Origin of the sequence: Winogradskyella damuponensis (assembly GCF_039538385.1) — a bacterium.
In the GTDB taxonomy this organism is placed as follows: domain Bacteria; phylum Bacteroidota; class Bacteroidia; order Flavobacteriales; family Flavobacteriaceae; genus Winogradskyella; species Winogradskyella damuponensis.
The window spans coordinates 54918-81090 of sequence record NZ_BAABCB010000029.1 but is presented as its reverse complement, the minus strand read 5'-3'; the positions used below and the strand labels follow the sequence as shown (position 1 = coordinate 81090).

27 protein-coding genes and 1 tRNA gene are annotated in these 26173 nt (G+C 32.1%); 12 read left to right on the top strand and 16 right to left on the bottom strand.

Annotated elements, in window-relative coordinates; all coding sequences use genetic code 11:
• Positions 1-7 precede the first annotated feature (7 nt).
• The 4 genes from ABD730_RS15130 to folP form a co-directional block, all read right to left on the bottom strand.
• The gene (locus ABD730_RS15130) at positions 8-799 is read right to left on the bottom strand and encodes a DUF3667 domain-containing protein (protein WP_344715741.1); all 792 of its coding nucleotides are present in this window, start codon (positions 797-799) and stop codon (positions 8-10) included.
• The gene (gene cdaA, locus ABD730_RS15125; protein WP_334471534.1) at positions 799-1581 is read right to left on the bottom strand and encodes a diadenylate cyclase CdaA; all 783 of its coding nucleotides are present in this window, start codon (positions 1579-1581) and stop codon (positions 799-801) included. The genes ABD730_RS15130 and cdaA overlap by 1 nt, the downstream gene beginning before the upstream one ends.
• 107 nt (positions 1582-1688) lie before the next feature.
• Positions 1689-2393, bottom strand: a complete 705-nt coding sequence (locus tag ABD730_RS15120) for a hypothetical protein (RefSeq protein ID WP_344715739.1) — start codon at positions 2391-2393, stop codon at positions 1689-1691.
• Between the two features lie 3 nt (positions 2394-2396).
• Positions 2397-3224 carry a dihydropteroate synthase gene (gene folP, locus ABD730_RS15115; protein ID WP_344715737.1) on the bottom strand — a complete coding sequence of 276 codons (828 nt, stop codon included), beginning with the start codon at positions 3222-3224 and terminating at the stop codon, positions 2397-2399.
• Positions 3225-3404: 180 nt separating this feature from the next.
• On the opposite strand from folP, the gene ABD730_RS15110 reads away from it, so the two are divergent.
• From ABD730_RS15110 to tpiA, 4 genes are all read left to right on the top strand, one after another.
• Positions 3405-3947, top strand: a complete 543-nt coding sequence (locus tag ABD730_RS15110; RefSeq protein ID WP_334471528.1) for a DUF1599 domain-containing protein — start codon at positions 3405-3407, stop codon at positions 3945-3947.
• A gap of 96 nt (positions 3948-4043) precedes the next feature.
• Positions 4044-5138 carry a BT_3928 family protein gene (locus ABD730_RS15105; RefSeq protein WP_344715736.1) on the top strand — a complete coding sequence of 365 codons (1095 nt, stop codon included), beginning with the start codon at positions 4044-4046 and terminating at the stop codon, positions 5136-5138.
• Positions 5139-5285: 147 nt separating this feature from the next.
• The gene (locus ABD730_RS15100) at positions 5286-6362 is read left to right on the top strand and encodes an ABC transporter permease (RefSeq protein ID WP_334471524.1); all 1077 of its coding nucleotides are present in this window, start codon (positions 5286-5288) and stop codon (positions 6360-6362) included.
• An 85-nt stretch (positions 6363-6447) separates the two neighbouring features.
• Complete coding sequence (gene tpiA / locus ABD730_RS15095) at positions 6448-7197, top strand: triose-phosphate isomerase (protein WP_334471523.1); 750 nt, start codon at positions 6448-6450, stop codon at positions 7195-7197.
• 113 nt (positions 7198-7310) lie between these two features.
• On the opposite strand, the gene ABD730_RS15090 is transcribed toward tpiA, so the two are convergent.
• A complete protein-coding gene (locus ABD730_RS15090; protein ID WP_334471522.1) occupies positions 7311-8513 on the bottom strand; it encodes a porin in 1203 nt (400 codons plus the stop codon).
• A gap of 72 nt (positions 8514-8585) precedes the next feature.
• Here ABD730_RS15090 and prmA point away from each other — a divergent pair, with 72 nt between their 5' ends.
• Positions 8586-9419: a 50S ribosomal protein L11 methyltransferase gene (gene prmA, locus ABD730_RS15085; RefSeq protein WP_344715734.1), complete on the top strand. Its 834-nt coding sequence runs from the start codon at positions 8586-8588 to the stop codon at positions 9417-9419.
• A 63-nt stretch (positions 9420-9482) separates the two neighbouring features.
• Complete coding sequence (locus ABD730_RS15080; RefSeq protein WP_215924566.1) at positions 9483-9755, top strand: ATP-dependent Clp protease adaptor ClpS; 273 nt, start codon at positions 9483-9485, stop codon at positions 9753-9755.
• Positions 9756-9823: 68 nt separating this feature from the next.
• On the opposite strand, the gene ABD730_RS15075 is transcribed toward ABD730_RS15080, so the two are convergent.
• The 6 genes from ABD730_RS15075 to ABD730_RS15050 form a co-directional block, all read right to left on the bottom strand.
• Positions 9824-10093, bottom strand: a complete 270-nt coding sequence (locus ABD730_RS15075) for a heavy-metal-associated domain-containing protein (protein ID WP_344715732.1) — start codon at positions 10091-10093, stop codon at positions 9824-9826.
• Positions 10094-10104: 11 nt separating this feature from the next.
• A complete protein-coding gene (locus ABD730_RS15070) occupies positions 10105-11511 on the bottom strand; it encodes an MBL fold metallo-hydrolase (protein ID WP_344715730.1) in 1407 nt (468 codons plus the stop codon).
• A 70-nt stretch (positions 11512-11581) separates the two neighbouring features.
• On the bottom strand, positions 11582-12385 hold the full coding sequence (locus tag ABD730_RS15065) for a sulfite exporter TauE/SafE family protein (protein WP_334471518.1): 804 nt from the start codon (positions 12383-12385) through the stop codon (positions 11582-11584).
• 1 nt (position 12386) lies between these two features.
• Positions 12387-12803: a DUF6691 family protein gene (locus tag ABD730_RS15060; RefSeq protein WP_215924562.1), complete on the bottom strand. Its 417-nt coding sequence runs from the start codon at positions 12801-12803 to the stop codon at positions 12387-12389.
• A gap of 2 nt (positions 12804-12805) precedes the next feature.
• Positions 12806-13363, bottom strand: coding sequence for a YeeE/YedE family protein (locus tag ABD730_RS15055; protein ID WP_344715727.1), 558 nt, complete (start codon positions 13361-13363; stop codon positions 12806-12808).
• Between the two features lie 58 nt (positions 13364-13421).
• Positions 13422-14057, bottom strand: a complete 636-nt coding sequence (locus tag ABD730_RS15050; protein WP_334471513.1) for a Crp/Fnr family transcriptional regulator — start codon at positions 14055-14057, stop codon at positions 13422-13424.
• An 85-nt stretch (positions 14058-14142) separates the two neighbouring features.
• Here ABD730_RS15050 and ABD730_RS15045 point away from each other — a divergent pair.
• Positions 14143-14216: transfer RNA gene (locus tag ABD730_RS15045), tRNA-Arg, on the top strand.
• A 152-nt stretch (positions 14217-14368) separates the two neighbouring features.
• Here ABD730_RS15045 and ABD730_RS15040 read toward each other — a convergent pair.
• Together ABD730_RS15040 and ABD730_RS15035 are read right to left on the bottom strand one after the other, a co-directional pair.
• On the bottom strand, positions 14369-14797 hold the full coding sequence (locus tag ABD730_RS15040; protein ID WP_334471511.1) for an organic hydroperoxide resistance protein: 429 nt from the start codon (positions 14795-14797) through the stop codon (positions 14369-14371).
• Between the two features lie 221 nt (positions 14798-15018).
• Positions 15019-15171, bottom strand: coding sequence for an SsrA-binding protein (locus ABD730_RS15035; RefSeq protein ID WP_215924558.1), 153 nt, complete (start codon positions 15169-15171; stop codon positions 15019-15021).
• A 565-nt stretch (positions 15172-15736) separates the two neighbouring features.
• Between ABD730_RS15035 and ABD730_RS15030 the strand changes: the two genes are divergently transcribed.
• Positions 15737-17698, top strand: a complete 1962-nt coding sequence (locus ABD730_RS15030) for an endonuclease (protein WP_344715724.1) — start codon at positions 15737-15739, stop codon at positions 17696-17698.
• A gap of 75 nt (positions 17699-17773) precedes the next feature.
• Here the strand turns inward: ABD730_RS15030 and ABD730_RS15025 are convergent, their stop codons facing one another.
• Together ABD730_RS15025 and ABD730_RS15020 are read right to left on the bottom strand one after the other, a co-directional pair.
• Positions 17774-20029 (bottom strand): M56 family metallopeptidase, encoded by a 2256-nt coding sequence (locus ABD730_RS15025; protein WP_344715723.1) that lies wholly within the window; start codon positions 20027-20029, stop codon positions 17774-17776.
• Position 20030: 1 nt separating this feature from the next.
• Entirely contained in the window at positions 20031-20390 is a 360-nt protein-coding gene (locus tag ABD730_RS15020) for a BlaI/MecI/CopY family transcriptional regulator (protein WP_334471505.1), read from the bottom strand.
• A gap of 165 nt (positions 20391-20555) precedes the next feature.
• Between ABD730_RS15020 and ABD730_RS15015 the strand changes: the two genes are divergently transcribed.
• The gene (locus ABD730_RS15015; protein WP_344715721.1) at positions 20556-21506 is read left to right on the top strand and encodes a calcium/sodium antiporter; all 951 of its coding nucleotides are present in this window, start codon (positions 20556-20558) and stop codon (positions 21504-21506) included.
• A gap of 58 nt (positions 21507-21564) precedes the next feature.
• Here ABD730_RS15015 and ABD730_RS15010 read toward each other — a convergent pair whose 3' ends face one another.
• Complete coding sequence (locus ABD730_RS15010) at positions 21565-22590, bottom strand: glutamine synthetase beta-grasp domain-containing protein (protein WP_334471501.1); 1026 nt, start codon at positions 22588-22590, stop codon at positions 21565-21567.
• A 179-nt stretch (positions 22591-22769) separates the two neighbouring features.
• Between ABD730_RS15010 and ABD730_RS15005 the strand changes: the two genes are divergently transcribed.
• The 3 genes from ABD730_RS15005 to ABD730_RS14995 all read left to right on the top strand — a co-directional run bounded on the left by ABD730_RS15005 (position 22770) and on the right by ABD730_RS14995 (position 26170).
• Entirely contained in the window at positions 22770-24956 is a 2187-nt protein-coding gene (locus ABD730_RS15005) for a glutamine synthetase III family protein (protein ID WP_344715719.1), read from the top strand.
• 225 nt (positions 24957-25181) lie between these two features.
• Positions 25182-25319, top strand: a complete 138-nt coding sequence (locus tag ABD730_RS15000; RefSeq protein ID WP_334471497.1) for a hypothetical protein — start codon at positions 25182-25184, stop codon at positions 25317-25319.
• A gap of 176 nt (positions 25320-25495) precedes the next feature.
• Positions 25496-26170, top strand: coding sequence for a Curli production assembly/transport component CsgG (locus tag ABD730_RS14995; protein ID WP_344715717.1), 675 nt, complete (start codon positions 25496-25498; stop codon positions 26168-26170).
• Positions 26171-26173: the final 3 nt, after the last annotated feature.

Genomic DNA, 26173 nt, shown 5'->3' with positions numbered 1-26173 from the left:
TTACAATTCAGTTATGTGCCATTATTGCAATAATAATACCTAAGATAAAGAAAATAAGTCCTACAATAGAGAATGATATAAAATAGGTAATCATTACAAAAATAAATCGTGTAAATGCTTCCCAAAAAGGCCCTTTAAATATACGTTTGAGAACGTAGAAAAAGTAAACAAAACTTGGTATGGCAATAATGCTATAAACAATTAGATAGTCTAATCCGAATACTAAAAACAAAATTGTTAAAACAGCCGAAACAATAATGACTTGGGCAGAGTAGTATAGGTTAATCACTAAATGTTCTGTAAAATTATAGCGTCTTTCACCTAGTAGATAATAACCTAACCATGTGCCTAAAGCAGAAAAAGGTACAGAAATGATATATATAAGACCTTGATATTTAGTGAAAATATCGAAATTAAAATCTGCAAAAGGATTTTTTGTTTGTGATGTAGCAGAATTAAAACCTTCCATAAATGCTGATCCAAAATCCAAAGCTTCTTTGAAAAAGGTGGTCATTAAAAAGACCTGAATTCCGGCTAAAGTTAGGGCAATCGCAAAATATTGAAGTACATCTATATATTTTTTTCGAGTCCCTTCAATATAGCCTATAATTACGGTTTCAGGTTGTTTAAAAAGATCAATAAATGTGCGTAGGAATTTATTATCAATGGAAATAAATTGTTCGTTTATTTGTTGAGCTAATACTTTTGGCTTTAGGCGATTATGAATAATTTTTGCACCACACTCATCACAAAATTTTTGTGATGCTCTAAGCGTGTTATTACAATTTTTACAATTCATTAGCCTAAATCTTGCTTAATTTTTTCTCTAAGTTCATCTGTATTTTTAAACATTTCGAACTCGCCATTTTTAATATAAGAAATCTGTCCTGTTTCTTCACTTACACAAAGTGCTAAAGCATCTGTTTTTTCTGTAATACCAATGGCAGCTCTGTGTCGTAACCCAAAACGTTCTGGAATGTTTTTTTCATTATTCACAGGAAGAATAACTCGTGTTGCTTTTACAATGTTTTTGTCTATTATTATAGCTCCATCATGAAGCGGACTGTTTTTAAAAAAGATGCTTTCTATAATAGGTTGTGAGACTAAGATGTTCATTTCGTCTCCTGTATCTGTTAGAAAATCTAAATTATTATTGCGTTCAATAACAATTAAAGCTCCTGTGTTTGTTGCCCCCATTTTGTTGCAAGCATTAATAATAGCATCAACGTCTGTAGAAGTTTGATCATCATTTTTAAGAAACTTAAAATTTTTAAAAAGATTTCGTTTGCCACCAATATTAGTAGAGCCAACCATTAAAAGAAATTTTCTAATTTCTGGTTGAAAAACGACAATTAAAGCAATAATTCCAACCTTCATAAATCCATCGAAAATGCTATAAAGCATCTGCATGTTGAGGAAGTCTGTTAGTCTCCAAGCAAAATAAATGACAAGGATACCAATAAAGATATTGATGGCAACGGTGCCTTTTACAAGCTTGTAGATGTAATAGAGTAGAATAGCTACGAGGAAGACATCCACGAAGTCTATAAATCTAAAATCCCAAAGTTGTAAGTTTTCCAAATGGCTAGTGTTTCTGCTAATTTACTAATTTATGTTTAGTAGAAAAGAAAATGCGTATCTAATAATTAAGTCTTTTTGGGTTTTAAAAAAGACAAAAGGGGACTGTTTTAGTATATAAACTCGTTGTTGGTAATTATAATTTTATCGGATTTAATTTTTGATAATTTTGATTTTACTGAAATGTAATCTTGAAAGCTCATACGTCCTTCAAAATAAAGATCAATAGCATATCCGTTTATTACCATGTCTTCAGAAATTGAAGTACTAAGAGCTAATAATTCTATATAAGATTGGAGTTCTTGTTGAATCTTATCTTTATTGTTATTAGTTATGTCTAATGGTATTTCTAAAAAAGTACTTGTTGAGGCTTGGTTGTTTTTTAATTTTTCTGCTACGAGATCTTGTAGATTTATAGAGGTGTCTATTGGTTCAGAAAATTCATAGAAAACATCTGTAAATTCTAAAAATCCCAAATTACCAATACTCGTATCATTACAAGTAAAATAATTTTTAGCATCTTCATTTTTATGCATTTCGGCATTTCGCTTTTTGTCTTGCATGAATTTTATATGCGGAATGGCTTGTTTTAATGTTAATCGTTTATCTACATTAACTAGCCAATTTGTAGTGATAATCAGATTTTTTCGATTTAATAAAGTCGAATCAGCTTGTGTTTCATCATAAAAAATATAAGCAGGTGATACATCTAAAACTTCTGTAACTTCTGCTTTTTCAATTTCGGGTAAGTATAAAACACGTTCGTTGTTACAGCTAAAACATGTTAAAATGATAAGTAAGTATATATAGCGCATAGGTTAATTAGATTGCAATTGGTTATAAAGGGTAATACATTCTGAAGCTTCTTTTACGTCGTGTACACGTAAAATTTTTGCTCCTTTTTGCAAAGCAACCATGTGTAAAGCAGTGGTGCCGTTAAGAGCATTTTCTGAAGTTGAATTTAATGTTTTGTAAATCATAGATTTTCGAGAGACTCCAGCTAGAATAGGTTGGTCTATTAGTTGTAGTAATTCTAGTGTATTGAGCAATTCAAAGTTTTGTTCTGTGGTTTTTGCAAACCCAAAACCTGGGTCTATAATAAGGTCGTTTATTTTTGCTTTGTGAGCTACTGCAATTCTGTCTGCAAAATAAGAGATAATTTCTTTTGTTAGGTCATTATACTGAGTGTGCTGTTGCATGGTCTTAGGAGTTCCTCTCATGTGCATCATGATATAAGGCACAGCTAATTTTCCTACCGTAGTAAGCATATTGTTATCTAGCTTTCCGGCAGAAATATCATTAATTAGGGCCGCACCAGCTTTAATACTCTTTTTCGCAACGTGACTTCTAAAGGTGTCAATAGAAATTAAAGTTTCAGGGAAATCTTTTAAGATTAATTCAATAATAGGAATGACACGGTTTAATTCTTCAGTTTCACTAACATCATCAGCATTTGGCCGAGAGCTGTAACCACCAATATCAATAAAAGTAGCTCCATGGCTTAGCATGGTTTCAACTTGATTTAAAATAGCAGTTTCGTTATTATATTTTCCGCCGTCAAAAAACGAATCTGGTGTAACATTAAGAATACCCATCACTTTAGGTGTGGATAAATCTATGAGTTTGCCTTTGCAGTTAATATTCATAATTTAATCTAAAAAAAACGTTAAGAAAACTTTAAACCTCAAATCTTGAACTTCTAATTTATTTATGCGAAATTTACGGAAATTTTACGCGATAATCGAGATTAATATATAGGGCATGGCTTTATATTTGAATCGTTTTTAATCCAAGAGTTTATTCTTTCGGAACCTTAATTTATAGCAATGCAAGATACTTCAAAACAATATGATGCCGTAATTGCCAAATGTAGAGCTCTTTATGTAAATAAAATGAGTGATTATGGTAGTGCATGGAGAATTTTAAGATTACCATCATTAACCGATCAAATTTTTATAAAAGCTCAGCGTATAAGAGGGTTGCAGCAAAACGAAGTTAGAAAAGTAGATGAAGGCGAAGTTAGTGAGTTTATAGGCATAATTAATTATTGTGCTATGGCTCTAATTCAGATAGAAAAGGGAGTTGTAGAACAACCCGATTTAAGTACAGAAGAAGCTACTAAACTTTACGATGAAAAAATTGCCGTAACAAAGCAATTAATGTTAGATAAAAATCACGATTATGGTGAAGCTTGGCGCGATATGCGTGTAAGCTCATTAACAGATTTAATTTTACAGAAATTATTACGTGTAAAACAGATTGAAGATAATGCCGGAAAAACAATTGTTAGTGAAGGGATTGATGCGAATTATCAAGATATGATAAATTATGCAGTTTTTGCTTTAATTCATTTAAACGAAGGTAATTAACTTGTTGTTCCTGTAAAGTCAGGAATCTATTAAAATAAACATATATTTAATGTCACTTAGACGACTCTTAGTGAACAAAAGGAATACAATAAGCATATGAAATACATAGTAAACCTTAGCAGAATATTCACCGGAATATTATTCATTATTTCTGGATTTATAAAACTGAATGATCCACTCGGATTTTCATACAAACTTGAAGAGTACTTTGGCTCAGATGTTTTAAATATTGAATTTTTAATTCCTTATGCTTTAGGGATTTCTGTTATTGTCGTAGTGTTTGAGGTTGTTTTAGGTGTTTTTCTTTTAATAGGCTATAAACCAAAATTTACGGTGTGGAGTTTATTGTTAATGATTATCTTTTTTACATTTTTAACTTTTTATTCTGCTTATTTCGACAAAGTAAAAGATTGTGGTTGCTTTGGTGATGCTTTAAAACTAACACCATGGGAAAGTTTTACTAAAGATGTGATTCTGTTAGTGCTTGTTTTAATTCTATTTGTAGGTATAAAACACATTAAACCTATTTTTACAAAATTGCCAACAACTATAATTGCTCTATTAAGTTTTGTATTGTCACTTTGGTTTGGTTATCACGTTTTAATGCATTTACCATCAATAGATTTTAGAGCTTATGCGATTGGTAAAAATTTACCGGAACAAATGGTGACTCCAGAAGGTGCACCAAAAGCAATTACAGAATATACATGGACATTTAATGTTAATGACGAAGAGCAACAATTTGTAACCAATGGAAGTTATCCGAAAGTAGACGGTGAGTATGTAGGTGTAGAAACTAAAGTTATTGATGAAGGTTATGTGCCTCCAATTCAGGATTTATCTATAGAATCTGATGATGAAGATTTAACCCAATATTTCTTAGAAAAAGAAAAGTTAATAATGATTACGATGTATAATGTTACTAAAGGTGAAGCTGAAGGTGTAGCAAAGTTAAAATCGTTTACAGACGAAGCGATGAAAAAAGGGTATACTGTAATTGGTTTAACATCTTCTGGCTCTGCAGATAAAGCACAACTAAAAAAAGATTACAATCTTAATTTTGAATTTTACTTATGTGACGAGAAAGTTGTAAAAACTATCGTTAGGGCAAATCCAGGAGTCATTATTTTAAATAGTGGAACAGTGGTAAACAAGGCACATTGGAATGATATTGAAGCTATTGAATTGTAGTTTGTAACCTTTGTGTGGTTAATAATATTAACGTGAATTTGAGATTGGTGTTAAATGCTAACTAAAATAATTTTTGAAAAACTTTAGATATTCTTTGTGTAATAGTTTTCAATAGTTAGATTTTGAAATTAAAAAAAGAATCTGTTTTTGATAAAGTATTTATTTCATAAAATTGGCTACGCATGTATCACCTTAATTGGCGTTATAACTGTCATTTTCTTTTTATTTACAATTTTACCAGGCGATCCTGCTAAGATGATGTTAGGTCAAAATCAAACGGCAGAACAAGTACAAGCGGTAAAACAAAAATATGGCTTTGATAAACCTATTGGAACTCAGTTTTTATATTATTTAAATGATTTGTCGCCCATTTCATTTCATTCAAATACACCAAAAGATTATACTTATTTGAGTCCTAATAAATATACTGCAACAACGCTTTTTACATTAGGTAATACAACTACGGTTGTAAAAGCACCTTATTTAAGAGAATCTTTTACCAAGCAAGGCAAAAAAGTAACTCAAGTAATTGGGGAAACTATTCCAAATACGTTTGTTTTAGCAATTTCAGCTATTGTTATTGCGATTATTTTAGGTGTTGTTTTTGGTATCATTTCAGCATTGTACAAAGATACTTGGATTGATAAGTCCATTCAAATATTAAGCACGTTTGGTATGAGTGTGCCATCATTTTTTAGCGCTATTTTGTTCGCTTGGTTGTTTGGTTTTGTACTACATAAGTACACTAATTTAGAGATGACAGGAAGCTTGTACGAACTTGATGATTTTGGTGAGAAAATGACCATTAAATGGAAAAATTTAATACTTCCAGCCATTGTTTTAGGAATAAGGCCATTGGCCGTAGTGATTCAGTTGATGCGGAATTCATTATTAGAAGTCTTAAATCAAGATTATATTAGAACAGCAAGAGCTAAAGGTTTAAGTGAGTTTCAGGTGATAAAAAACCATGCAGTTAAAAATGCGTTAAATCCTGTAGTTACAGCTATTTCAGGATGGTTTGCGTCTATGTTGGCAGGAGCTGTTTTTGTAGAGTACATTTTTGGATGGAATGGTTTAGGTAAAGAAATTGTAAATGCATTAAACACTTTAGATTTACCTGTAATAATGGGAGCTGTTTTAGTGATAGCCATCATTTTTATAACCATTAATATTTTTGTAGATATTATTTATGCTTGGTTAGATCCTAGAGTAAAGTTATCTTAATGAAATACTGATAATTGTCAATTTACTTTCACCTTTATTGTGTTATTTTTGTGCATTAAAATTAAAAAATCAATTCACTTATATTATGAGAAAACATATTGTAGCCGGAAACTGGAAAATGAATAATGATTTACCTCAAACAGAACTGTTAATAACAGATTTGTTAAAGCAAAATCAAACATCAGATGCTGAGGTAATGATTGCACCAACGTTTACAAATTTATGGCAAGCGTTTGAATCTTTACGCCAAGAACCTATAGAGGTTATTGCTCAGAATATGCATTTTGCAGAAAACGGAGCTTACACAGGTGAGGTTAGTGCTAGTATGTTAAAGAGTATCGGAATTAAAACAGTAATTCTTGGGCATAGTGAACGTAGAGCATATTACAACGAAACGGATGAGTCATTAGCTAAAAAAGTAGACGCGGCTTTAGCAAATGATATGCGCGTTATTTTCTGTTTTGGAGAAGAATTAGCAGATAGAAAAGCCGGAAATGAAGAAGCTGTTGTTGAGGGGCAAATTAAAAACGCATTGTTTCATTTAGGTGCAGATGCTTTTAAAAGCATTGTTTTAGCTTACGAACCCGTTTGGGCCATTGGAACAGGTGAAACAGCGAGTCCAGAGCAAGCTCAAGATATGCATGCTTTCATTAGAAAAACTTTGGCAGATAAATATGGAAACGATGTTGCAGATTCTGTTTCAATATTATATGGCGGAAGTGTGAAACCAGCAAATGCTAAAGAGATTTTTTCTAAACCAGATGTTGATGGTGGATTAATTGGTGGTGCAGCGCTTAAAGCAGAAGACTTTTATGCAATTGTAAACGCCTTCTAAATATCGTTTAGTACGACTCATAATAAAAGTCCTTAAATAATGGAATACAATCCCTTATTTAAGGACTTTTTTTGCGTTTAAAGAAACGCTTAAAACTATTGTTATATCAAGAGTTAAATACCAATTTCTACTTGAAATCGTAAATACCAATCATTGGCTTTACTAGAATCAAAATAGTTTAGTTCACTGTTGGTAATTTCTGCTTGTAATTTTAAAGCGTGTTCCCAAATATATTTAGTTATTCCTAAACTATATTGGTTGGTTTGTGGCGTTAACATTTCAATGTCTTTATGTGGTTCTTGGTAAGAAAAGCGTCCTACAAGCTCATAATTACTTTTAAAAAGGTAACTTAATTGTGTGTCAAAACCACTACCAGCAAAAACATATCTTGATTCTGAAGCATCATCTGGGTTAATGGTTATAGCATCATCAGTTGTTCTATTCATATAAGCCGTTTGAAACGCCCAACCATTGTATTTTACAATGGCATCTAAAAATAGGGACTGTATGTCGCGTTTTTCAAATAAATCATCTCCAATAGTACCACGAGTTCTTCGTGCATCATCATTGTAATGATAAACGCCAGAAAGCATTAGTTTAGGTGTCTTTTCGCGTTTTAAGTCGCCTTCAAATAATGTTCCGTTACTTTTAAAAGCTCCAAAAGGAAACAGTTCTAAACGGCCTGTAAAAGCTAATCCAGTATCAGGTTCTTTGGTCCAATTTCTACCCTCACCAGTACTTATGGCGGTTTTAATGTTGTACGAAAATTTATGTTCTAATTCATTTAAATAATAGACCTGTAGTCCAAAATCTCTATCAATATTAAAGCGGGAATTGTTTATTGAGCGATCTGTAAGCTGTAAAGCACCAGAGGAATTTATACGCTGCCTGTTTCCTGGGAGTTTGGTTTGTCCAAAACCAATATTCCAATGCTCATCAGGTCTGTAAAATACAATTGCATCTCTAATTATATTAAGGTTGTCGCCGTCTTCAATTGCTCCTACATCATTTGGAGAGAATGATAATTGAATGACATAAATTATACTAGGATCCCCAACATAACCATCAAAACGTAAACGTAGACGTCTAATCATGGCTTCGTATCCATTATCTTCATCGTCGTTATTTAAATAGGTAAATCGGTTTTGCATTCTAAAACGAATATTTAATTTAAAAATACTGTCAGGAGAGGTAATGCCTAAACCTTTACCATAACTATAATAAGGTAGTGCAGATAGTTTTATATCATTATTGTCTTGGGCAATAGATATTTGAGAAAAAACCAAAAAAAGAATAGCAACAATATATTTGTTCATAATATTTTAATTTGCAACAAAAGTAATAGTAACTAAATTAATGATTAGTAAATTTGCAAAAAAAAGAAATAAATGTCTGAAATATATTTAGGTTATACATTTAAGGTAAGTCCTTTACAACCTGCAGTTGAGATTTTAATAGCAGAATTAGGTTATGCTGGTTTTGAAAGTTTTGTAGAATCCGAAGACGGGGTTACGGCTTACATTCAAAAAGAGGAGTGGAATGAAACTATTTTAGACGATGTTTACGTTTTAAAATCAGATGAGTTTAAAATCTCTTATACTTCAGAGGAAATAGAGCAAACGAATTGGAACGAAGAATGGGAAAAGAATTTTAACCCAATTATAGTTGATGATGTATGCTCTGTTAGAGCACCTTTTCATGACAAACCAAACACAAAATACGATTTAATTATTGAGCCTAAAATGAGTTTTGGTACTGGGCATCATGAAACGACTCATATGATGATTCAGCATATCTTGAAAAATGATTTTAAGAATAAGACTGTTTTAGATATGGGTTGCGGAACTGGTGTTTTGGCAATCTTAGCAGAAAAAGTAGGAGCAACTAAACTCGATGCTATTGATATTGATAATTGGTGCTATTTGAATAGTTTAGAAAATGTCAATCGAAATAATTGTAAGCATATTTCGGTTTATGAAGGTGATGTAGCTTTACTAGAAGGAAAACAATACGATAGTATCATTGCTAATATTAATAGGAATATTTTGTTAGCAGATATAGCAAGTTATGCTAAGTGTTTAAATCCTAACGGAACACTATTTTTAAGTGGTTTTTACCAAGAAGATATTCCAATAATTGAAGCAGAATGCAATAAGCAGATGTTAAAATTAGAGGAAACTATACAAAAAGGGCAGTGGGTTTCGTTAAAATTTATAAATTAGTAGTAATTAAAAATAGAGCCTGTCACATTGAGTACTCTAGAAGCACTTAAAAAGATATCCACTATGACAAAAGAAAAACATGCCGTAGAGCTACTTCTAAAAGAAGAAGAATTAAAACAAAATGAAATCGTATTGTTTAATGATGATGTAAATACATTTGACCATGTTATTGACACCCTTATTTACGCTTGCGATCATATGCCAGAACAAGCAGAACAATGTGCTTTGTTAGTGCATTATAAAGGAAAGTGTACCGTAAAAACGGGCTCTTATGAAGATTTAGAGCCACGATGTTCCAAGCTTTTACAAGCAGGACTCAGTGCTGAAATAGTTTAATAAAAAATCCCACTTCAAAGTGGGATTTTTTATTTGTAATTCTTATTTGTAATGTAGAATTATTGATCTTATTTAGACATTCTGCCTACAGCGCAACTCACAAAAGATTTCGCTTTTTTAGGTAAAGAGTTTGCATCTCCTAGAATGGGATAACCTAGATGAGATAATTTACTTTTTACAGCTTCTATGTCGTTTTCTGTTGACGCAAGAAAGCTTACTTCGTCTGTGTCATTATCTACAACAACTTCAGAAATACCGTCGAGTTTAGATAACTGTGTTACTATAGTATTAGCACAGCCACCACATTTTAAGTTTTGTATTTTAAGTGTGTTTTTCATAATTTTTGACTTTATAAAGTTGAAGGACAAACAAAATCGGTTGTCTTTATATCCGTTTCTTTAATTGCATTATAGCCGCCATCAACATCTATAAGTTTATCATAGCCTCTGGCTTTTAAAATAGATGCAGCAATAACAGAACGGTAACCTCCTGCGCAGTGTACGTAATAGATTTTATCTTTACTTACTTCGTTCATCTTTTCATTAATAAAATCTAATGATAAATGTTGTGCATCTATAATATGAGACGATTGGTATTCTCCATCTTTACGAACATCTAAGATGTTTATGGGATTTGCTTTTGCTCTTTTTGCAAATTCTTCAACAGAAACAGAATCTAATGTTTCTACATCTTTTCCTGCTCGTTTCCATGCGTCTAAGCCACCTTTAAGGTAGCCTAATGTATTATCGTAACCAACACGAGAAAGTCTTGTCACGGCCTCTGCAGATTTGCCTTCAGGAACAACTAATACTATTGGCTGTTTAATATCCTTAATTAAGGCGCCAACCCAAGGGGCAAACTGCCCATTAAGTCCAATAAAAATAGAATTTGGAATATGGCCTTTTATAAAATCGGATTGTGGTCGTACATCTAATACTAAAGCAGATTCGTGATTGGCCATAGCTTCAAATTCATCAGGATTAAGTGCCACATCACCCGTTTTTAAAACGGTTTCAAAAGCATCATAACCCATTTTGTTCATCATAGCATTTTTTGCAAAATACTGTGGTGGTGGTGCAATACCATCAAGCACTTCTTTTACAAATTCAGCTTTAGTCATATCTGCACGTAAAGCATAGTTTGTTTTTTTCTGTTCTCCTAAAACACCAACAGTTTCTTTGCTTAGGTTTTTTCCACAAGCAGAGCCTGCGCCATGAGCAGGATAAACAATAATGTCATCGGCTAAAGGCATGATTTTATTTCGAAGAGAATCAAATAACATTCCAGCTAGATCTTCTTTAGTTAAATCAGATTTAATAGCTAAATCAGGTCTTCCAACATCGCCTAAAAATAGTGTGTCTCCAGAAAAAATAGCGTGATTTTTTCCGTTTTCATCAATTAATAAATAGGTTGCAGATTCTAAAGTGTGTCCTGGTGTATGCAAGACTTTAATAGTTATGTTTCCAATTTTTAGTTCCTCTCCATCTTTAGCAGAATGGATGTCATATTTTGTAGTAGCCCCTGGTCCAAAAACAATAGTTGCACCAGTCTTATTGGCTAAATCTACATGTCCCGATACAAAATCAGCATGGAAATGCGTTTCTAAAATATATTTAATTTTGGAGTTATTAGCTTTGGCTTTATCAACATATTGTTGGATTTCTCTAAGCGGATCAATTATAGCAACTTCACCTTCAGATTCAACATAATAAGCACCTTGTGCTAAACAGCCTGTATATAATTGTTCTATTTTCATTCTTTATTTGTTTGTATTGCAAATTTACGAAACTTCATTTTTTGAAATGTGATAATTATCACAAAGTCTGTTAAAAGAGCTCCTTGAATATAATATAAATGGCCATAAATATGGTGAAATAGCCAAATCCTCGTTTTAATCCTTTTGCACTGATTTTTTTAGAAAGTGCTAATCCTATAAAAATCCCAGCAATTGAGATTCCAGTAAACGTGATTAGAAATTGCCAATCAATTTGTAACGTTTTTAAATCTCCTAAAAAGCCTATAAGCGATTGTATGGCGATTATAAATAATGACGTACTAATGGCTTTTTTTATAGGGAGTTTTACCAATAGCACTAGTGCAGGGACAATTAAGAATCCGCCTCCAGCACCAACTAAACCTGCTAAAGCTCCAATACCTATGGCTTGAGTACCAATGGCAAAATAATGGGTGTTGTCAAATGTTTTAATGACATTGTCGCTATTAATGGTTTTAGATTTAATCATTGACCAACCAGCTAAAAGCATAATGATGGCAAATAGCAACATGATGAAAAGTGAATTGGTAAGTTTAAAGTTTCCAATAGAAAATATGACTTCGGGTAAATTTGGTATGACCAAACTTCTCACCATAAAAACCGTAATTATTGAAGGAATTGCAAATACTATAGCTGTTTTAAAATCTATTGTATTTTTTTTGATGTTTCGTATGGTTCCTACTAATGCGGTGCTGCCTACCACAAAAAGCGAATAGCCTGTAGCAACGATTGGACTAAATCCTAAAAAGTATACTAAAATAGGAACGGTTAAAATAGAACCGCCTCCGCCTATAAGACCTAAAACAAGTCCAACAATTAAAGCACCTATATAGCCTAGTATTTCAATTAATTCCATATTAATGTGGAAGTTTGTTTTTTAGTAACCCATAGGTGTAAGTACCTAATAATGCTGCAATAATGACAATTATAATAGAAAAAGCTCCTGTACCTAACAAAATATACATTGGTCCAGGACAGGCACCACATAAAGCCCAACCTAAGCCAAATATAGTTCCGCCAATGATATAACGTGTAAAGCCACGTTCTTTTAAAGGGACGTTTAAGGTTGTGCCTTTAATGGTTTTTACGTTGTTTTTTTTAGAAAGTAATAGTAGTAGAATTCCTGTTCCAACAGCTGTTCCAATAATGCCATACATATGGAAGGATTGAAATTTAAACATTTCGAAAATACGATACCATGAAACTGCTTCTGATTTAACGAGTACTATTCCAAAGAATATTCCGACAATAAAGAATTTGATATATTTTCCCATAATTAAAAGAGTATTGGATAAACAAGGTGAATCATAATTAAACCGCCAATAAAGAAGCCAATAACAGCAATGAGTGAAGGTAATTGTAAGCTACTTAGGCCTGTTATGGCATGGCCAGAAGTACAGCCGCCTGCATAGCGTGTACCAAACCCAACAAGAAAACCTCCAACGATAAGTATTAGAATTCCCTTTAGACTAAAAACGGAATTCCAACTAAATAGTTCTGGTGGTAATAAACTTTGTCCTATATCATTAAAACCTAATGCTGTTAAATCTTTAACTGTTGCTTCACTAAGATTCATGTGTATAGGATTTGATAAAAAATAATGTGCAATAAAACCACCAAAAATAGCACCAAGTACAACGACGAGATTCCATCGTTGACTTTTCCAGTCAAATTTAAAAAACGCTACACGTTTGCCTGCTCCACCAATAGCACATAAGGTTCTGAGATTGGAGGACATGCCAAATGTTCTTCCAAAATAGAGGAGAAGAAACATGACAATAGCAATGCATGGACCTGAGACATACCAAGGCCAAGGTTGTAAAATATATTCCATAAAATTAATTATAAGACAAAAATAAAGTTCTGTTATTTAGGTAATGTAATAAATGTGACTAAAATTCTAAAACACTAATCTTGTTTCTACCAAGTTCTATTTTTTTCTCTCTTTCGAGTTGTTTTAATAGTCTTGAAATTACGACTCTAGATGTATTTAAGTCTTCTGCAATTTCTTGATGTGTCATTTCTAAATGTGTAGAAGCAGATAGCTTTACCTGATCTGTAAGGTATTTAAATAAGCGCTCGTCCATTTTCATAAAGGCGAGTGTGTCAATGGTCTCTAACATTTCGTCAAAACGAATTTGATAGCTTTGTAAGATAAAATTTCTCCAACTCTCATTAGAACTAAACCATAGTTTCATGTATTCTATAGGAATCATTATTACAGTGGCATCATCATCAGCAATGGCACGTATTTTACTTACAGACTTAACCATGCAACAGGTTAATGACATGGCGCAAGTATCTCCCGTTTCTAAAACGTATAATAAAAGTTCATCACCATCGTTGTCTTCTCGTAAAACTTTAATATTACCTTTAATTAGAAGCGGAATAAAATTTAAATCTTGACCTATGTCTATAATAATATCCGCTTTTTTAAAGGTTTTAAGAAACGCAACATTGGCTATACTATCGATTATTTCTGAATCGAATAAGTAATTAAAAGGTTGGAGTAGTTCTTTAGAAATCATACTTCAAAAATAGTAATTTAAAAATTTGAAATAAATAGTTTGGCAATCATTTAATAAATGTATTATATTTGCACCCACTTAAAAAGGCCTCGTGGCGCAACTGAATAGCGCACTTGATTACGGCTCAAGAGGTTACAGGTTTGAATCCTGTCGAGGTCACTACTAAAACCAATACTTTCAAACGATTTTTGAGAGTGTTGGTTTTTTTTATTTGCAGAAAATTTACTCCATTAAACACGAAAACCACGCAAATCATAACGATAAACGTGGTTTATTAATTAGATTATTGGCGAGCTAAAAATAGCTGAGCCTTATTCGTCTAGTAATAAATTCAAGGTTACTGTAATATTATCGCGTGTAGCTTTGCTAAACGGACAGACTTCATGTGCTTTTTCTACCAAATCTTCACCAGTTTCTAAATCAACTCCTGGGATGTAACAATCTAAAGTCGCTTCTAAGAAAAAGCCATCTTCATCTTTACAAAAGCCAATAATAGCTGTGACACTTAATGCGTCATCATCAATTTTAATACCTTCGTTTTTAGCAACAGATTGCAATGCGCCACCAAAACATGCTGCATAGGCAGCACCAAAAAGTTGTTCTGGGTTTGTGCCATTTCCACCGTCACCTCCCATAGATTTAGGTACCGATAAATTATGATCTAGAGTACCGTCTTCTGATGTGATGTGTCCGGTTCTGCCTCCTTCTGCTTTTGTGGTTGCTTCATATAATGTTTTCATTGTTTTTTATTTTTAAGGTTAATGTACTAAATATAAGACCATGCAATAGTTTGATGAAATTTACAGTCTTAAATTTCTCATAAAATTGGAAAGTTTTAGAGCATTATTGTAATAGCCTTTCTTTAACTTAAGAGCTAATGAAATGACTATAAAGCTTGTATTGCGTAGTGCAATAAATGGTATGGATTTTTAATTCAAATAGGCAAACACTAAGTCTTTAATTAACTAAGTGCATTTTTAGTTACATAAACACGCCAAGCTATTATGGCAAGTTGTAGCTTAGAAGCTTTGCTAAGGTCTAATTGTTTTTTGGAGTAAGATGGAAGTATGGCTTTGTTTAGTTGAGCCAGAATTCTAAAGATTTTGTTTTTCATTAGAGGTTGAATAATAAATCTTTAGCAAAAATAGTAAAACTTATTCTAGAACTAAGTCTTACTTGTTTTTGATTGGTGGTTTTGTTTTGGTCGGTTTTAAAATATTGCTAATATAATTTCAATAATCAGTTTTGCTAATGTCATCATAGTTTTTGGTTTTTAGGGTTAATAAAATGATTTGTTTGTTTGATTGAGTTTTCAATATATATTTTCAACTCATTATGTTCCAAATGTTTTTGTGTAAATCGACAAATTTGAATTCTAAATTATAACTAAAAAGATAATAATTGTTATAATATTATGTGACTTGTCTTAGTTTAAGTTTTAATTTAATACATAAAGTGGTTTTTGTGTTTTTATATTGTAACTTTTGTAGGGCTTTTTTGGAGTGCTTTTCGAAATCGTAGAGGGCTTTGGTCTTTATAAGGGCTCAATTTTAAGAATTCATCTTTTTTCGAAATTTATTTTATGATAAATTTCATGTTTTATTTAAGGTGTTTTTTGTAATTAATTGGCATTTAACATTTAGATTTAATAATAAACTATCTTTGTGAAAAATAAAGCGATGAAAAAAATTACTTTTATAGTATTACTATTGATTTCGGGATTTAGTTGGTCTCAAATTTTGGTTATTAATGAGTTAGATGCGGATACTCCTAGTATAGATACTCATGAGTTTATTGAATTAAAATCGGCAACACCCAATTTTTCAACAGATGGTTATATATTGGTGTTTTTTAATGGCTCTAGTAGTGGTGGCGATGCTAGTTATTTTGTATATGATTTAAATGGTCTAACAACAGATATTAATGGTTTATTAGTTGTTGGTAGTGCAAATGTTTCTCCTTTTCCGCAGTCGTTAATGGCAGAAAATGTAATACAAAATGGGCCAGATGCAGTGGGTATTTATCAAGCTTCGATAAATGATTTTCCAGAGGAAACAGTGGCGTCTCAAACCAATTTAATTGATGCAATGGTTTATGGTACTAATGATTCAGATGCTACAGGTTTATTAACCAAGTTAGGGCAAACTATACAGCATAATGATAATGGAACTAATGCAAATCCTAAATCAATTCAGCGTTTTGTAGATGGTATGGGCAGTGTAACCTTTTCTGCAGAGCCTCCAACCCCTCGAAGAGAAAATGATGGTTCAGGTATTTCTATCAACCCTATTGAAATTTCAATTGCAGAAACGCAATATGATGAAGGTGCTACTTTTGATATAACATTTACTGCTGAAACCAATGTGACTTCAGATCTTAATTTTACTATTAGTTTAGATAATGATGGATTTAATACATCAGATTATACCGGAAACACGGATCTTACTATTTTATCTGGTGAAAATACAACAAGCACAACTATTACATTAGTTGATGATACTGATGATGAAGGTGATGAGGTTTTAAAAATTAGATTTTTAGATTTAGTAGAGCCTATAGTGGCATCTAACGGAGCTGTTGAGGTTAGGGTAGTAGATAATGACTATACCGTTGCAGCATGGGGAACACCATTGGAGCCTACTTATGGTATGGTACAAAGTACACAGCCAGATGGCTATTATGATAGCTTAGACGGGTTGGCAGATGTTGCGTTAAGACAGGCAATGCAGGATATAATTGCAGATCCAAGTACAGTTAGAGCACAGACGTATACAGATGTTATTGATATTTTAAAAGAAGCAGATCAAAATCCAGAAAACAGCAATCAGGTTTGGTTGGTGTATTTGGAAGAAGGAAGATCAAAATTAGATTACCAAACAAGTTCTTTGAGTACAGGTAAATGGAATAGAGAGCATACATTTCCTAGATCTCGAGGTGGATTTGATAGTATAGAAGAGGATGAAATTGCAGATGGTATTGATATCTATTGGACAACTAAAGCTGATTCTTTACGTCATGGAAACTCTGATGCACACGCTTTACGAGCTGCTGATGGACCAGAGAATAGTAGTAGAAATAATCAGTTTTACGGTGAATATAATGGACCAGTTGGTACCTTAGGGAAATTTAAAGGTGATGTGGCAAGAAGCGTATTTTATATGGCTGTTCGTTACAATGGTTTAGAAATAGTAAATGGTTTTCCTGATGGTAATGTTGGTGAATTTGGAGATTTGGCAACCTTGTTAGATTGGCATAGAAATGATCCGCCTGATGATTTTGAAATGAATAGAAACAATGTGGTTTACAATTGGCAGAAAAATAGGAACCCTTTTATAGATCAGCCAGATATGGTAGAATATATTTGGGGAAATATGATTGGCGAAAATTGGAGCCAACCTTTAAGTGTAAATGATGATACAGAACTTAATGTTCGTGTTTTTCCAAATCCTACAACAGGGCGTATTTATATTTCTGGGTTAACTGTTAATGCAGAAGTTGAAGTCTACTCTGTAGACGGAAAACGTCTAAAGCAATCGCAATCTGTTGTAGATTATATAGATTTAGATGTTACGTCTGGTATGTATCTATTGAAGTTAACAAGTGAAAATCGTTCTGTAATCAAGAAAATTATTGTTGATTAACGTATAATATTACTTCAATAAAAAAAAGCCAAACTGTATTTAAATAGTTTGGCTTTTTTCATGTTTATGGCTTTTCTATCGAGTTCTCGCTATTAATGAACCTTCTGATTTTCCAAATTCTATATTCGGAATACCATCAGTTGCTTTCCAGGTCGCACTACTTTTATATCCGTTTTTATCTTCGAGGCTAATTTTTATACTTGTAATTTCACCTTCTTTGTTTCGTTTTAATTTGGAATACTTAACCGTGATTCCAATTCTTTTAAGTTCATTTACGTGAGAATCTAAAATTTGATCTGGTGTAGATTTTGAAATATAAGCAATGGATCCATTTTTTGAAGCATCTTCATCGTCAATATAAGTCAAGCTATTTATTTTTGGTTTGCCAACGACTTTCCATGGGTTATCTTTTTTAATGGTTTTACTCTGAGTAAATTTGTTGCTGTTTTTAGAAATCACTTCTACAACTCCATTGGCACCTTTTTTACCATATTTTTCTTTTGCCTCTTTTCCTTTTAAAACTGTTAAACTTGAAACCGTTTCTTTAGAGTATACTTTTAATAAATCTGATTTAGATATTTCTTTACCATCTAGAATGTATAAAAAGTTGTTTTTATTTAAAAATTGGATTTCAGTGTTGTTGTATGTTTGATGAGGTTTTGTTGTTAGAGTAATAACACCATACTTTCCTTTTTTACCATAAGCATCTAGTGCGTCTTCTCCTTTTAAAACAGTCATGCTTTCAATAGCATTAGCATCGATAGTTTTTAAATATTCTGGTGTAGAAGGTTTACCATTTACAATTATTAATGGTTTTGGATTCTGCGAATCATAACGTGAGTTATAAATTGCCTTACTGGTTGGATTATGAATGATGACTTCTTGACTTATAATTTTGGGTTTAGAGCCATCTTCATAATAAAAATCAGGTTTTGTGTTGATTTGATTCTTAATCTCTAAAGAATCCATTGAGAAATAAATAGTATCTGAAACTACAGTAGTATTTAATTTTCTAATATATGTTTCGTGTTTTGGTATTTGAGTGATAATATAGGTTGAGTCTTCAACTATAACATCTAAGCTATCACGTAATTCTTCGATTATAAAGGTTGTTTTCTTTTGCTCATTTGGTTGGCCGACTTCAACTCCAAAACTACTGTCATCATCCATTTTAAACTCAAAAGGAGAGATGCCATTTTTGTCTTTAACATGGTAATTTGTGGTGCCGCTTTCTGTTATAAAATCAATATTTAGATTTGAAATTTCGTTGTTACTGTTTCGCTTTATATGTTTTATAATCATGGTGATATTTTTAGATTTTAACCATGTTTTTATTTCACTTAAGCGATTGTCGGTCATCTTTTTCGTGAACTTAACCTTGATGCTTTCAGTTGTGAAGGAATTTTTAGTAGCGGTATTGGTATCAATAAAATCAGTAGTGCTAGTGTTTTTAATACTGTTGTTTTGTGTTTCAATATAAACAGTTTCCGTATTCATACTCATTAGTAAACCAGCTAAAAGGGGAAGAATTAAAAGGTACTTCAATTGATTTTTTTTGTTTGATCGTGATTTGTTTAACATAAGAATTCGTTTTTTGATTGATGAATTGTAAAAATTATTTGTTAGTAAAATATCGTGATTAGCGATACTTGTTTTTAATAATAAGTGCTGGTATTCTTTTTTTGTGTTAGATTTTAATTGTGTTTGAGCATCGGCGATATATTCCAAGTTTTGTCTTACTTCTTTTTTGTATAACCATACCAATGGGTTAAACCAAAATACAATGCATGTTAATTGAGTAAATAAAATATCTATGGAGTGCCATTGGTTAACATGTACTTTTTCATGTGTAAGAATGAGATCGAGTTCTTCTGATTTATAGGAGTTAGGATTGTAGACTATCCATTTGAAAAATGAAAAAGGTGATAATTTGTTTTCTACAATAACATAGGTGTAAATGTTATCTGTAGTTTTTGGGTTTTTAAATAGCAATAGCGCTAATGATCCAAATTGAAATATAAATTGAATTAAAAAGACCATCAATCCTACGCTATATATCATAGGAATAAGAGCTGTCCATTCCAAAGTGTTTGCGGGTTTTAAGGTGTTATAATTTGAAACTGTCGGTTGAACAAATAGAGTTTCGCTTATTGTTGAAGGTGTTATGGGGATATAAACAGGAATTACTATTAAGGGAAATACTAAAGCGATTATTAAACCTATTAACAAAAACCCTCTGTTGTGTTGAAAAAACGTTTCTTTCTTTAGTAGACTAAAAAAACATAAATAAAATAGAGCAATTACCATGGAGGCTTTTAAAAGATATTCCATATTATTTTTTATTTTCTATTAGCTCAATTATTTCCTTAAGCTCATCAACACTAATTTTTTCTTCTTTAGCAAAAAAGGATACAACGTTTTTATACGAACTATTGAAGTAGTTTTCAATAGCGGTATTCATAAACTTGGTTTTGTAATCTTCTTTAGATATAATTGGGTAGTATTGGTGTGTTTTTCCATAGGCATTATAGCTTACATACCCTTTCTCTTCTAGATTTCTAATAATTGTAGAGAGTGTATTGTAATGAGGTTTATCTACTTTTATTTCTGCTAGTACATCTTTGACAAAAGCTTTGTTTAGCTTCCATAAAATGTGCATAATCTCTTCTTCTTTATTTGTTAGTTTTTGCATAGGGGTATGGTGCATTTTTCTAGTTGAATTCAAATATAACTATTTTTTTAGTTACATAACTAAAATTGTAGTTATTTAACGAAAAAAATAGTTTTAGTTTCTGTACAATGAAGTGTTATCTTTGCGTTTTTAATAAATTAAGTCAATAAATAATAGATATAAGGGATGAGTGTATTTCTAGTAATAGCGGGTTTAGCGTTGTTGGTTATTGGTGGGGACTTTTTGGTAAGAGCTGCTGTTGGTTTGTCTTTTAAGCTTAAGTTGTCTAAGCTAGTGATAGGTATGACGGTTGTGTCTTTTGCGACTTCTGCACCAGAATTGTTGGTGAGTTTACAGGCTGCTTTAGATGGAGTATCTGACATTGCATTGGGAAATGTGATTGGTTCTAACATTGCAAATATTGGGTTAGTTCTAGGTATTACAGCAATAATTTCTCCTTTGGCAGTTGATAAAGATTTCTATAAATTAAACTGGCCAATGATGATGCTATCTTCCTTTGTGTTATATTATTTTTTGTGGAATGATAATATCCTTACAGCTATAGAAGGAGCAATTTTATTTATAGCTTTAATTGTGTTTTTAATTGTTTTAATTAAAAGCTCTCGAAAATCGACTAAAGCAAACATGGAGGAAGTCGATGATGCGCTCGCAGTAGTTTCAAACTTTAAAATTGTAATGTGGTTGCTAATTGGTGCTGCGGGATTATATTTTGGATCAGATTGGTTAGTTGAAGGGGCTAAGCAATTGGCTACGACTATAGGTATTAGTGATTATGCTATTTCTGTAACTGTAATAGCTATTGGTACAAGTGTCCCGGAACTTGCTGCTTCTGTTATTGCGGCATTAAAAAAAGAGAAAGCATTATCGTTAGGAAACCTTATTGGTTCTAATATTTTTAATATTGCATCTGTTTTGGGTTTAACTGCAGTTATTAAACCAATTGCTGTAAATCCGGCAACTCCAGAAATATTATCAACTAATATCTGGTGGATGATTGGTTTTGCGGCCATTTTAATTCCATTGATTATAATTCCAAAACGTTTTGAGATAGGAAGGTTAAAAGGGATGTTATTGTTTGGAGCTTATTTAGTTTTTATATATGTGGCTTTAAAATAATAAGCACAAAAAAAAGCCTGTAGATAATACAGGCTTTTTTTATTTATAACATTACTAATTAAGAAATATCAGCACTTTTTACGGTCTTAATAATTCTACCAGCAATTTTGTATGGGTCACCATTAGAAGCCGGTCTTCTGTCTTCTAACCAGCCTTTCCAGCCTTTTTCTACAGTAATAATAGGAATACGAATAGACGCTCCTCTATCTGAAATTCCCCAAGAAAAATCATTAATAGATGCTGTTTCGTGTAAGCCAGTTAAACGTTGGTCGTTAAATTCACCATAAACTTCAATATGTTCTTTTACAACAGGACGGAAAGCTTCACAGATTTTTCCGTAAGTTTCTTCAGATCCACATGTTCTCAATACTTCGTTAGAGAAGTTGGCATGCATACCAGAACCATTCCAGTCCATATCTTTACCTAAAGGTTTTGGGTGGTATTCAATATAGTAGCCATACTTTTCCGTTAAACGGTCTAATAAATATCTTGCAATCCATATTTCATCACCTGCTTTTTTGGCACCTTTAGCAAATAATTGGAATTCCCACTGACCAGAAGCAACTTCTTGGTTGATGCCTTCAAAATTTAAACCAGCATCAATACATAAATCAGCATGCTCTTCAACTAAAGCTCTACCATGTGTGTTTTTTCCACCAACAGAGCAGTAGTACATACCTTGTGGAGCAGGATAACCACCAATAGGGAATCCTAAAGGTAATTGTGTTTTTGAATCCATAATGAAATATTCTTGCTCAAAACCAAACCAGAAATCATTGTCATCATCATCAATAGTTGCTCTACCATTAGAAACGTGAGGTGTTCCATCTGCGTTTAAAACTTCTGTCATTACCAAGTATCCATTAATTCTATCAGGATCTGGGTAAATTGCTACAGGTTTTAATAAACAGTCAGAAGCTCCACCTTCAGCTTGTCTAGTTGATGACCCGTCAAAAGACCACATACTTAACTCTTCAATTGTGCCCTTAAAGTTTTCGTGCTCTTCTACCTTGGTTTTACTTCTCATGTTTTGAGTAGGGAAGTAGCCATCTAACCAAATGTATTCTAATTTAATTTTTGCCATAATAAATTGTTTGTTTATATCTAAATAGGATACAAATATTGCTTTTTTTTTTTATTAGGTCAAAAAAAATAGGGTATTTTAGATAAAATGTTTCTAATTATTGTCAACAACCCTATTTTTAAGTGGGTATATGTGCATATTTTAAATATTTCGTATTTTTGCCTTAAAATTTTATTAATATGTCAACACTAAGATTTCATGCTGTAAAAGCATCTATAAACAGAAAACCATTAAAGATTAAAATAGACAAACGACGCTCAGAGATTTTTGGGGCTAATGTATTTAATGAAGCAGCAATGCGACAATATTTAACTAAGACAGCATTAAATAGCGTGTTAGAGGCTATAGAAAAAGGTACAAAAATAGATCGTCTAGTAGCAGATCATATTTCTACAGGTATGAAAGAATGGGCTATTTCAAAAGGAGCAACTCATTATACGCATTGGTTTCAGCCACTAACAGGAGCTACGGCAGAAAAACACGATGCTTTTTTTGAAACCATAGGAAATGGGCTTGCAATTGAGAAATTTGGAGGTGATCAGCTAGTGCAGCAAGAGCCTGATGCTTCTAGTTTTCCTAACGGAGGGATAAGAAATACATTTGAAGCGCGAGGTTATACTGCTTGGGATCCAACATCTCCTGCTTTTATATATGATGATACCTTGTGTATTCCTACCGTTTTTGTGTCGTACACAGGTGAGGCACTAGATTATAAAACTCCACTTTTAAGAGCTTTGCAAGCAGTTGATACTGCTGCAGTTGCCGTTTGTAAATATTTTGATAAAAACGTAAAAAAGGTATCTGCGTCATTAGGTTGGGAGCAAGAGTATTTTTTAATTGATAGTACTTTAGCAGCTTCAAGACCCGATATTTTGCTTACAGGGAGAACCGTTTTTGGTCATCACCCAGCAAAAGGACAGCAGTTAGATGATCATTATTTTGGAACCATACCTGCGAGAGCATTAGCTTATATGAGAGATCTAGAACATCATTGTATGTTACTTGGTATTCCTGCAAAAACGAGACATAATGAAGTCGCGCCAAATCAATTTGAATTAGCTCCTATATATGAAGAGGCAAATTTAGCTGTAGATCATAATACTTTGCTTATGGATATTATGCAGAAAATAGCTAAGCGTCATAACTTTACAGTATTAATGCATGAAAAGCCTTTTGCGGGTGTTAACGGTTCGGGAAAACATAATAATTGGAGCTTAAGTACAAATACAGGAGTCAATTTGTTGTCGCCAGGAAAAACACCAATGAGTAATCTTCAGTTTTTAACCTTTTTTATTAATACTATAAAAGCGGTTCAAACACACGAAGAATTATTAAGGGCTGCCATTGCATCTGCAAGTAACGATCATCGATTGGGTGCAAATGAAGCGCCTCCTGCAATAATTTCAGTATTTATAGGGGAACAACTCACTAAAGTTTTAAAAGAGCTAGAAACAGTTACTAAAGGTAAATTATCACCAAAGGAGAAAACCGACTTAAAACTTAATGTTGTTGGTAAAATACCAGAAGTAATATTAGATAATACGGATAGAAACAGAACCTCTTCTTTTGCTTTTACAGGTAATAAATTTGAATTTAGAGCTGTTGGTTCTACGGCTAACTGTGCTAACCCAATGACGATTTTAAATACTATTGTTGCTAAACAATTAATGGACTTTAAAATTGAAGTTGATGAATTGATTGATAAGAAAAACATGAAAAAGGATGATGCCATTTTCAATGTATTGAGAGAATATATAAAAACGTCAAAAGCAATTCTTTTTGAAGGTAATGGTTATAGTGAAGCATGGGAAAAGGAAGCTAAAAAACGTGGCTTAAGCAATAATAAAACAACTCCTGAAGCCTTGAAGGTAAAAATGGATAAAACAACCTTAAATCTTTTTAATGATTTAGGAGTGATGAATAAAGTAGAATGCGAAGCGCGTTACGAAATTGAAATGGAAGATTACATTCTTCATATCCAAATAGAAAGTAGAGTTGTTGGAGATATTGCTAGAAATCATGTGGTACCAACAGCGGTTAGATATCAAAATATTTTAATAGAAAATGTTACAGGATTAAAAGCTATTTATGGCGATCGTTTTAAAGATTTTGCTAAAGAACAGATGGCATTAATAGAAGAAATATCACAGCATATAGAAGCTATTAATTCATTAGTAACTAAAATGACAGAGGAACGAAAAGTTTACAATAAACAAGCTAATATAGAAAAGAAGGCAGATGGGTATTGTAATAAAGTAAAACCTTTATTTGAAGAGATAAGATACCATTGTGATAAGTTAGAAATAATGATAGATGATGAATTGTGGCCATTAACAAAATACAGAGAACTTTTGTTTACTAAATAGTAACGTTACAGGTGTTTAAGTTGGTGTTAATGTGAAATTACGCTTAATATATACGTAGTTCTACGTATAAAATGATATGAACAAAATCTGTTTTGTGTCGTTTGTCGATGACTTCAAACTAGTTGTCGAAAAGGTAGTGGTTTTGCATTAAAAAAAACAAAATAGCTATTTCCATAATGCGGTTATGTTGTATTTTTGTAGGGCTATTAATCAATATTTGTAAAAATGAAAAAGTTACTACTTAGTGTAGCTATCCTTGTTGGAGCAACTTTAATTCTTTCACAAGATAATTCTGATGATTTAAATGAAGTGACTAATGAAGATGTTGTAAACATACAATCTACACTACAAGCTGAATCTTAAAAATTAAGTATTCACAGTTATTAAGATAAAAGGATAAAATCAATAATTTGATTTTATCCTTTTTTTTTATTCCTATATTTTTTTTTGATTTCGATGAAATCATTAATATTTTTTTATATTGCACACCTCCTTAAAAATCTACACTGAAAATAGACTTATCTTCTAATTAGAGGTATATGATTCCTAAAATCAATGCTATTGTATTAAGCATAGCAATGACTATTGTTAGTTTTAATTTTTCATTTTCTCAAGAAACCGACGAACGTAGTGAGAAATCTATTAATCGTAGGTATGCTTTTTTTGATTATAGAGGTTCCAATGCTGTTGATCTAGCAGCTGGTTCAGCAATAATAGATGGAGATTATCCAGAATCTGAGTTTGATGTGTATTTTAGAATTGGCTATAAACATCATATTACAAGTCATCTAAATATTAATTTTACGTACAATAAATATAACGTTGTTATAAAAGATATTTATAACGAAGGTTTTATGTCTTTTGATTTAAATTTAGAATTTCTATTCAGTCCATACACAAAATTTTCGCCTTATTTATATGCCGGAAGTGGTTATAATGCATCTAATGATTTTAAACTAACAGCTACAAAAGCTCAAGGCGGATTAGGGTTTGAGTTTATTTTTAGAGAAGGTATAGGTGTAAAACTCTTTGGTGAGTATAATTATATGCTTACCGATGAACTCGACGGATTTATAGAAGGAGAATCAGATGATTTACTCTTTAGGATGGGTTTAGGCCTTAATATCTACTTTGGAGGCCAAAAGAAAAAAGAAGCATTACGCAGAAAAATGAAAACAGTAATTAATTCCAATCTAATCATTCCATATAATTAAACG

Coding starts and splice junctions, on each gene's coding strand:
- ABD730_RS15000 (WP_334471497.1), top strand. CDS start 25,182: ATGAAAAAGTTACTACTTAGTGTAGCTATCCTTGTTGGAGCAACTTTA.
- ABD730_RS15060 (WP_215924562.1), bottom strand. CDS start 12,803: ATGGGAAAATATATCAAATTCTTTATTGTCGGAATATTCTTTGGAATA.
- prmA (WP_344715734.1), top strand. CDS start 8,586: ATGTCTGAAATATATTTAGGTTATACATTTAAGGTAAGTCCTTTACAA.
- ABD730_RS15030 (WP_344715724.1), top strand. CDS start 15,737: ATGAAAAAAATTACTTTTATAGTATTACTATTGATTTCGGGATTTAGT.
- tpiA (WP_334471523.1), top strand. CDS start 6,448: ATGAGAAAACATATTGTAGCCGGAAACTGGAAAATGAATAATGATTTA.
- ABD730_RS15025 (WP_344715723.1), bottom strand. CDS start 20,029: ATGGAATATCTTTTAAAAGCCTCCATGGTAATTGCTCTATTTTATTTA.
- ABD730_RS15050 (WP_334471513.1), bottom strand. CDS start 14,057: ATGATTTCTAAAGAACTACTCCAACCTTTTAATTACTTATTCGATTCA.
- ABD730_RS15130 (WP_344715741.1), bottom strand. CDS start 799: ATGAATTGTAAAAATTGTAATAACACGCTTAGAGCATCACAAAAATTT.
- ABD730_RS15105 (WP_344715736.1), top strand. CDS start 4,044: ATGAAATACATAGTAAACCTTAGCAGAATATTCACCGGAATATTATTC.
- ABD730_RS15005 (WP_344715719.1), top strand. CDS start 22,770: ATGTCAACACTAAGATTTCATGCTGTAAAAGCATCTATAAACAGAAAA.
- ABD730_RS15070 (WP_344715730.1), bottom strand. CDS start 11,511: ATGAAAATAGAACAATTATATACAGGCTGTTTAGCACAAGGTGCTTAT.
- ABD730_RS15015 (WP_344715721.1), top strand. CDS start 20,556: ATGAGTGTATTTCTAGTAATAGCGGGTTTAGCGTTGTTGGTTATTGGT.
- ABD730_RS15035 (WP_215924558.1), bottom strand. CDS start 15,171: ATGAAAAACAAAATCTTTAGAATTCTGGCTCAACTAAACAAAGCCATA.
- ABD730_RS15110 (WP_334471528.1), top strand. CDS start 3,405: ATGCAAGATACTTCAAAACAATATGATGCCGTAATTGCCAAATGTAGA.
- ABD730_RS15065 (WP_334471518.1), bottom strand. CDS start 12,385: ATGGAATTAATTGAAATACTAGGCTATATAGGTGCTTTAATTGTTGGA.
- ABD730_RS15080 (WP_215924566.1), top strand. CDS start 9,483: ATGACAAAAGAAAAACATGCCGTAGAGCTACTTCTAAAAGAAGAAGAA.
- ABD730_RS15010 (WP_334471501.1), bottom strand. CDS start 22,590: ATGGCAAAAATTAAATTAGAATACATTTGGTTAGATGGCTACTTCCCT.
- ABD730_RS15055 (WP_344715727.1), bottom strand. CDS start 13,363: ATGGAATATATTTTACAACCTTGGCCTTGGTATGTCTCAGGTCCATGC.
- folP (WP_344715737.1), bottom strand. CDS start 3,224: ATGAATATTAACTGCAAAGGCAAACTCATAGATTTATCCACACCTAAA.
- ABD730_RS15075 (WP_344715732.1), bottom strand. CDS start 10,093: ATGAAAAACACACTTAAAATACAAAACTTAAAATGTGGTGGCTGTGCT.
- ABD730_RS15120 (WP_344715739.1), bottom strand. CDS start 2,393: ATGCGCTATATATACTTACTTATCATTTTAACATGTTTTAGCTGTAAC.
- ABD730_RS14995 (WP_344715717.1), top strand. CDS start 25,496: ATGATTCCTAAAATCAATGCTATTGTATTAAGCATAGCAATGACTATT.
- ABD730_RS15020 (WP_334471505.1), bottom strand. CDS start 20,390: ATGCAAAAACTAACAAATAAAGAAGAAGAGATTATGCACATTTTATGG.
- ABD730_RS15090 (WP_334471522.1), bottom strand. CDS start 8,513: ATGAACAAATATATTGTTGCTATTCTTTTTTTGGTTTTTTCTCAAATA.
- ABD730_RS15040 (WP_334471511.1), bottom strand. CDS start 14,797: ATGAAAACATTATATGAAGCAACCACAAAAGCAGAAGGAGGCAGAACC.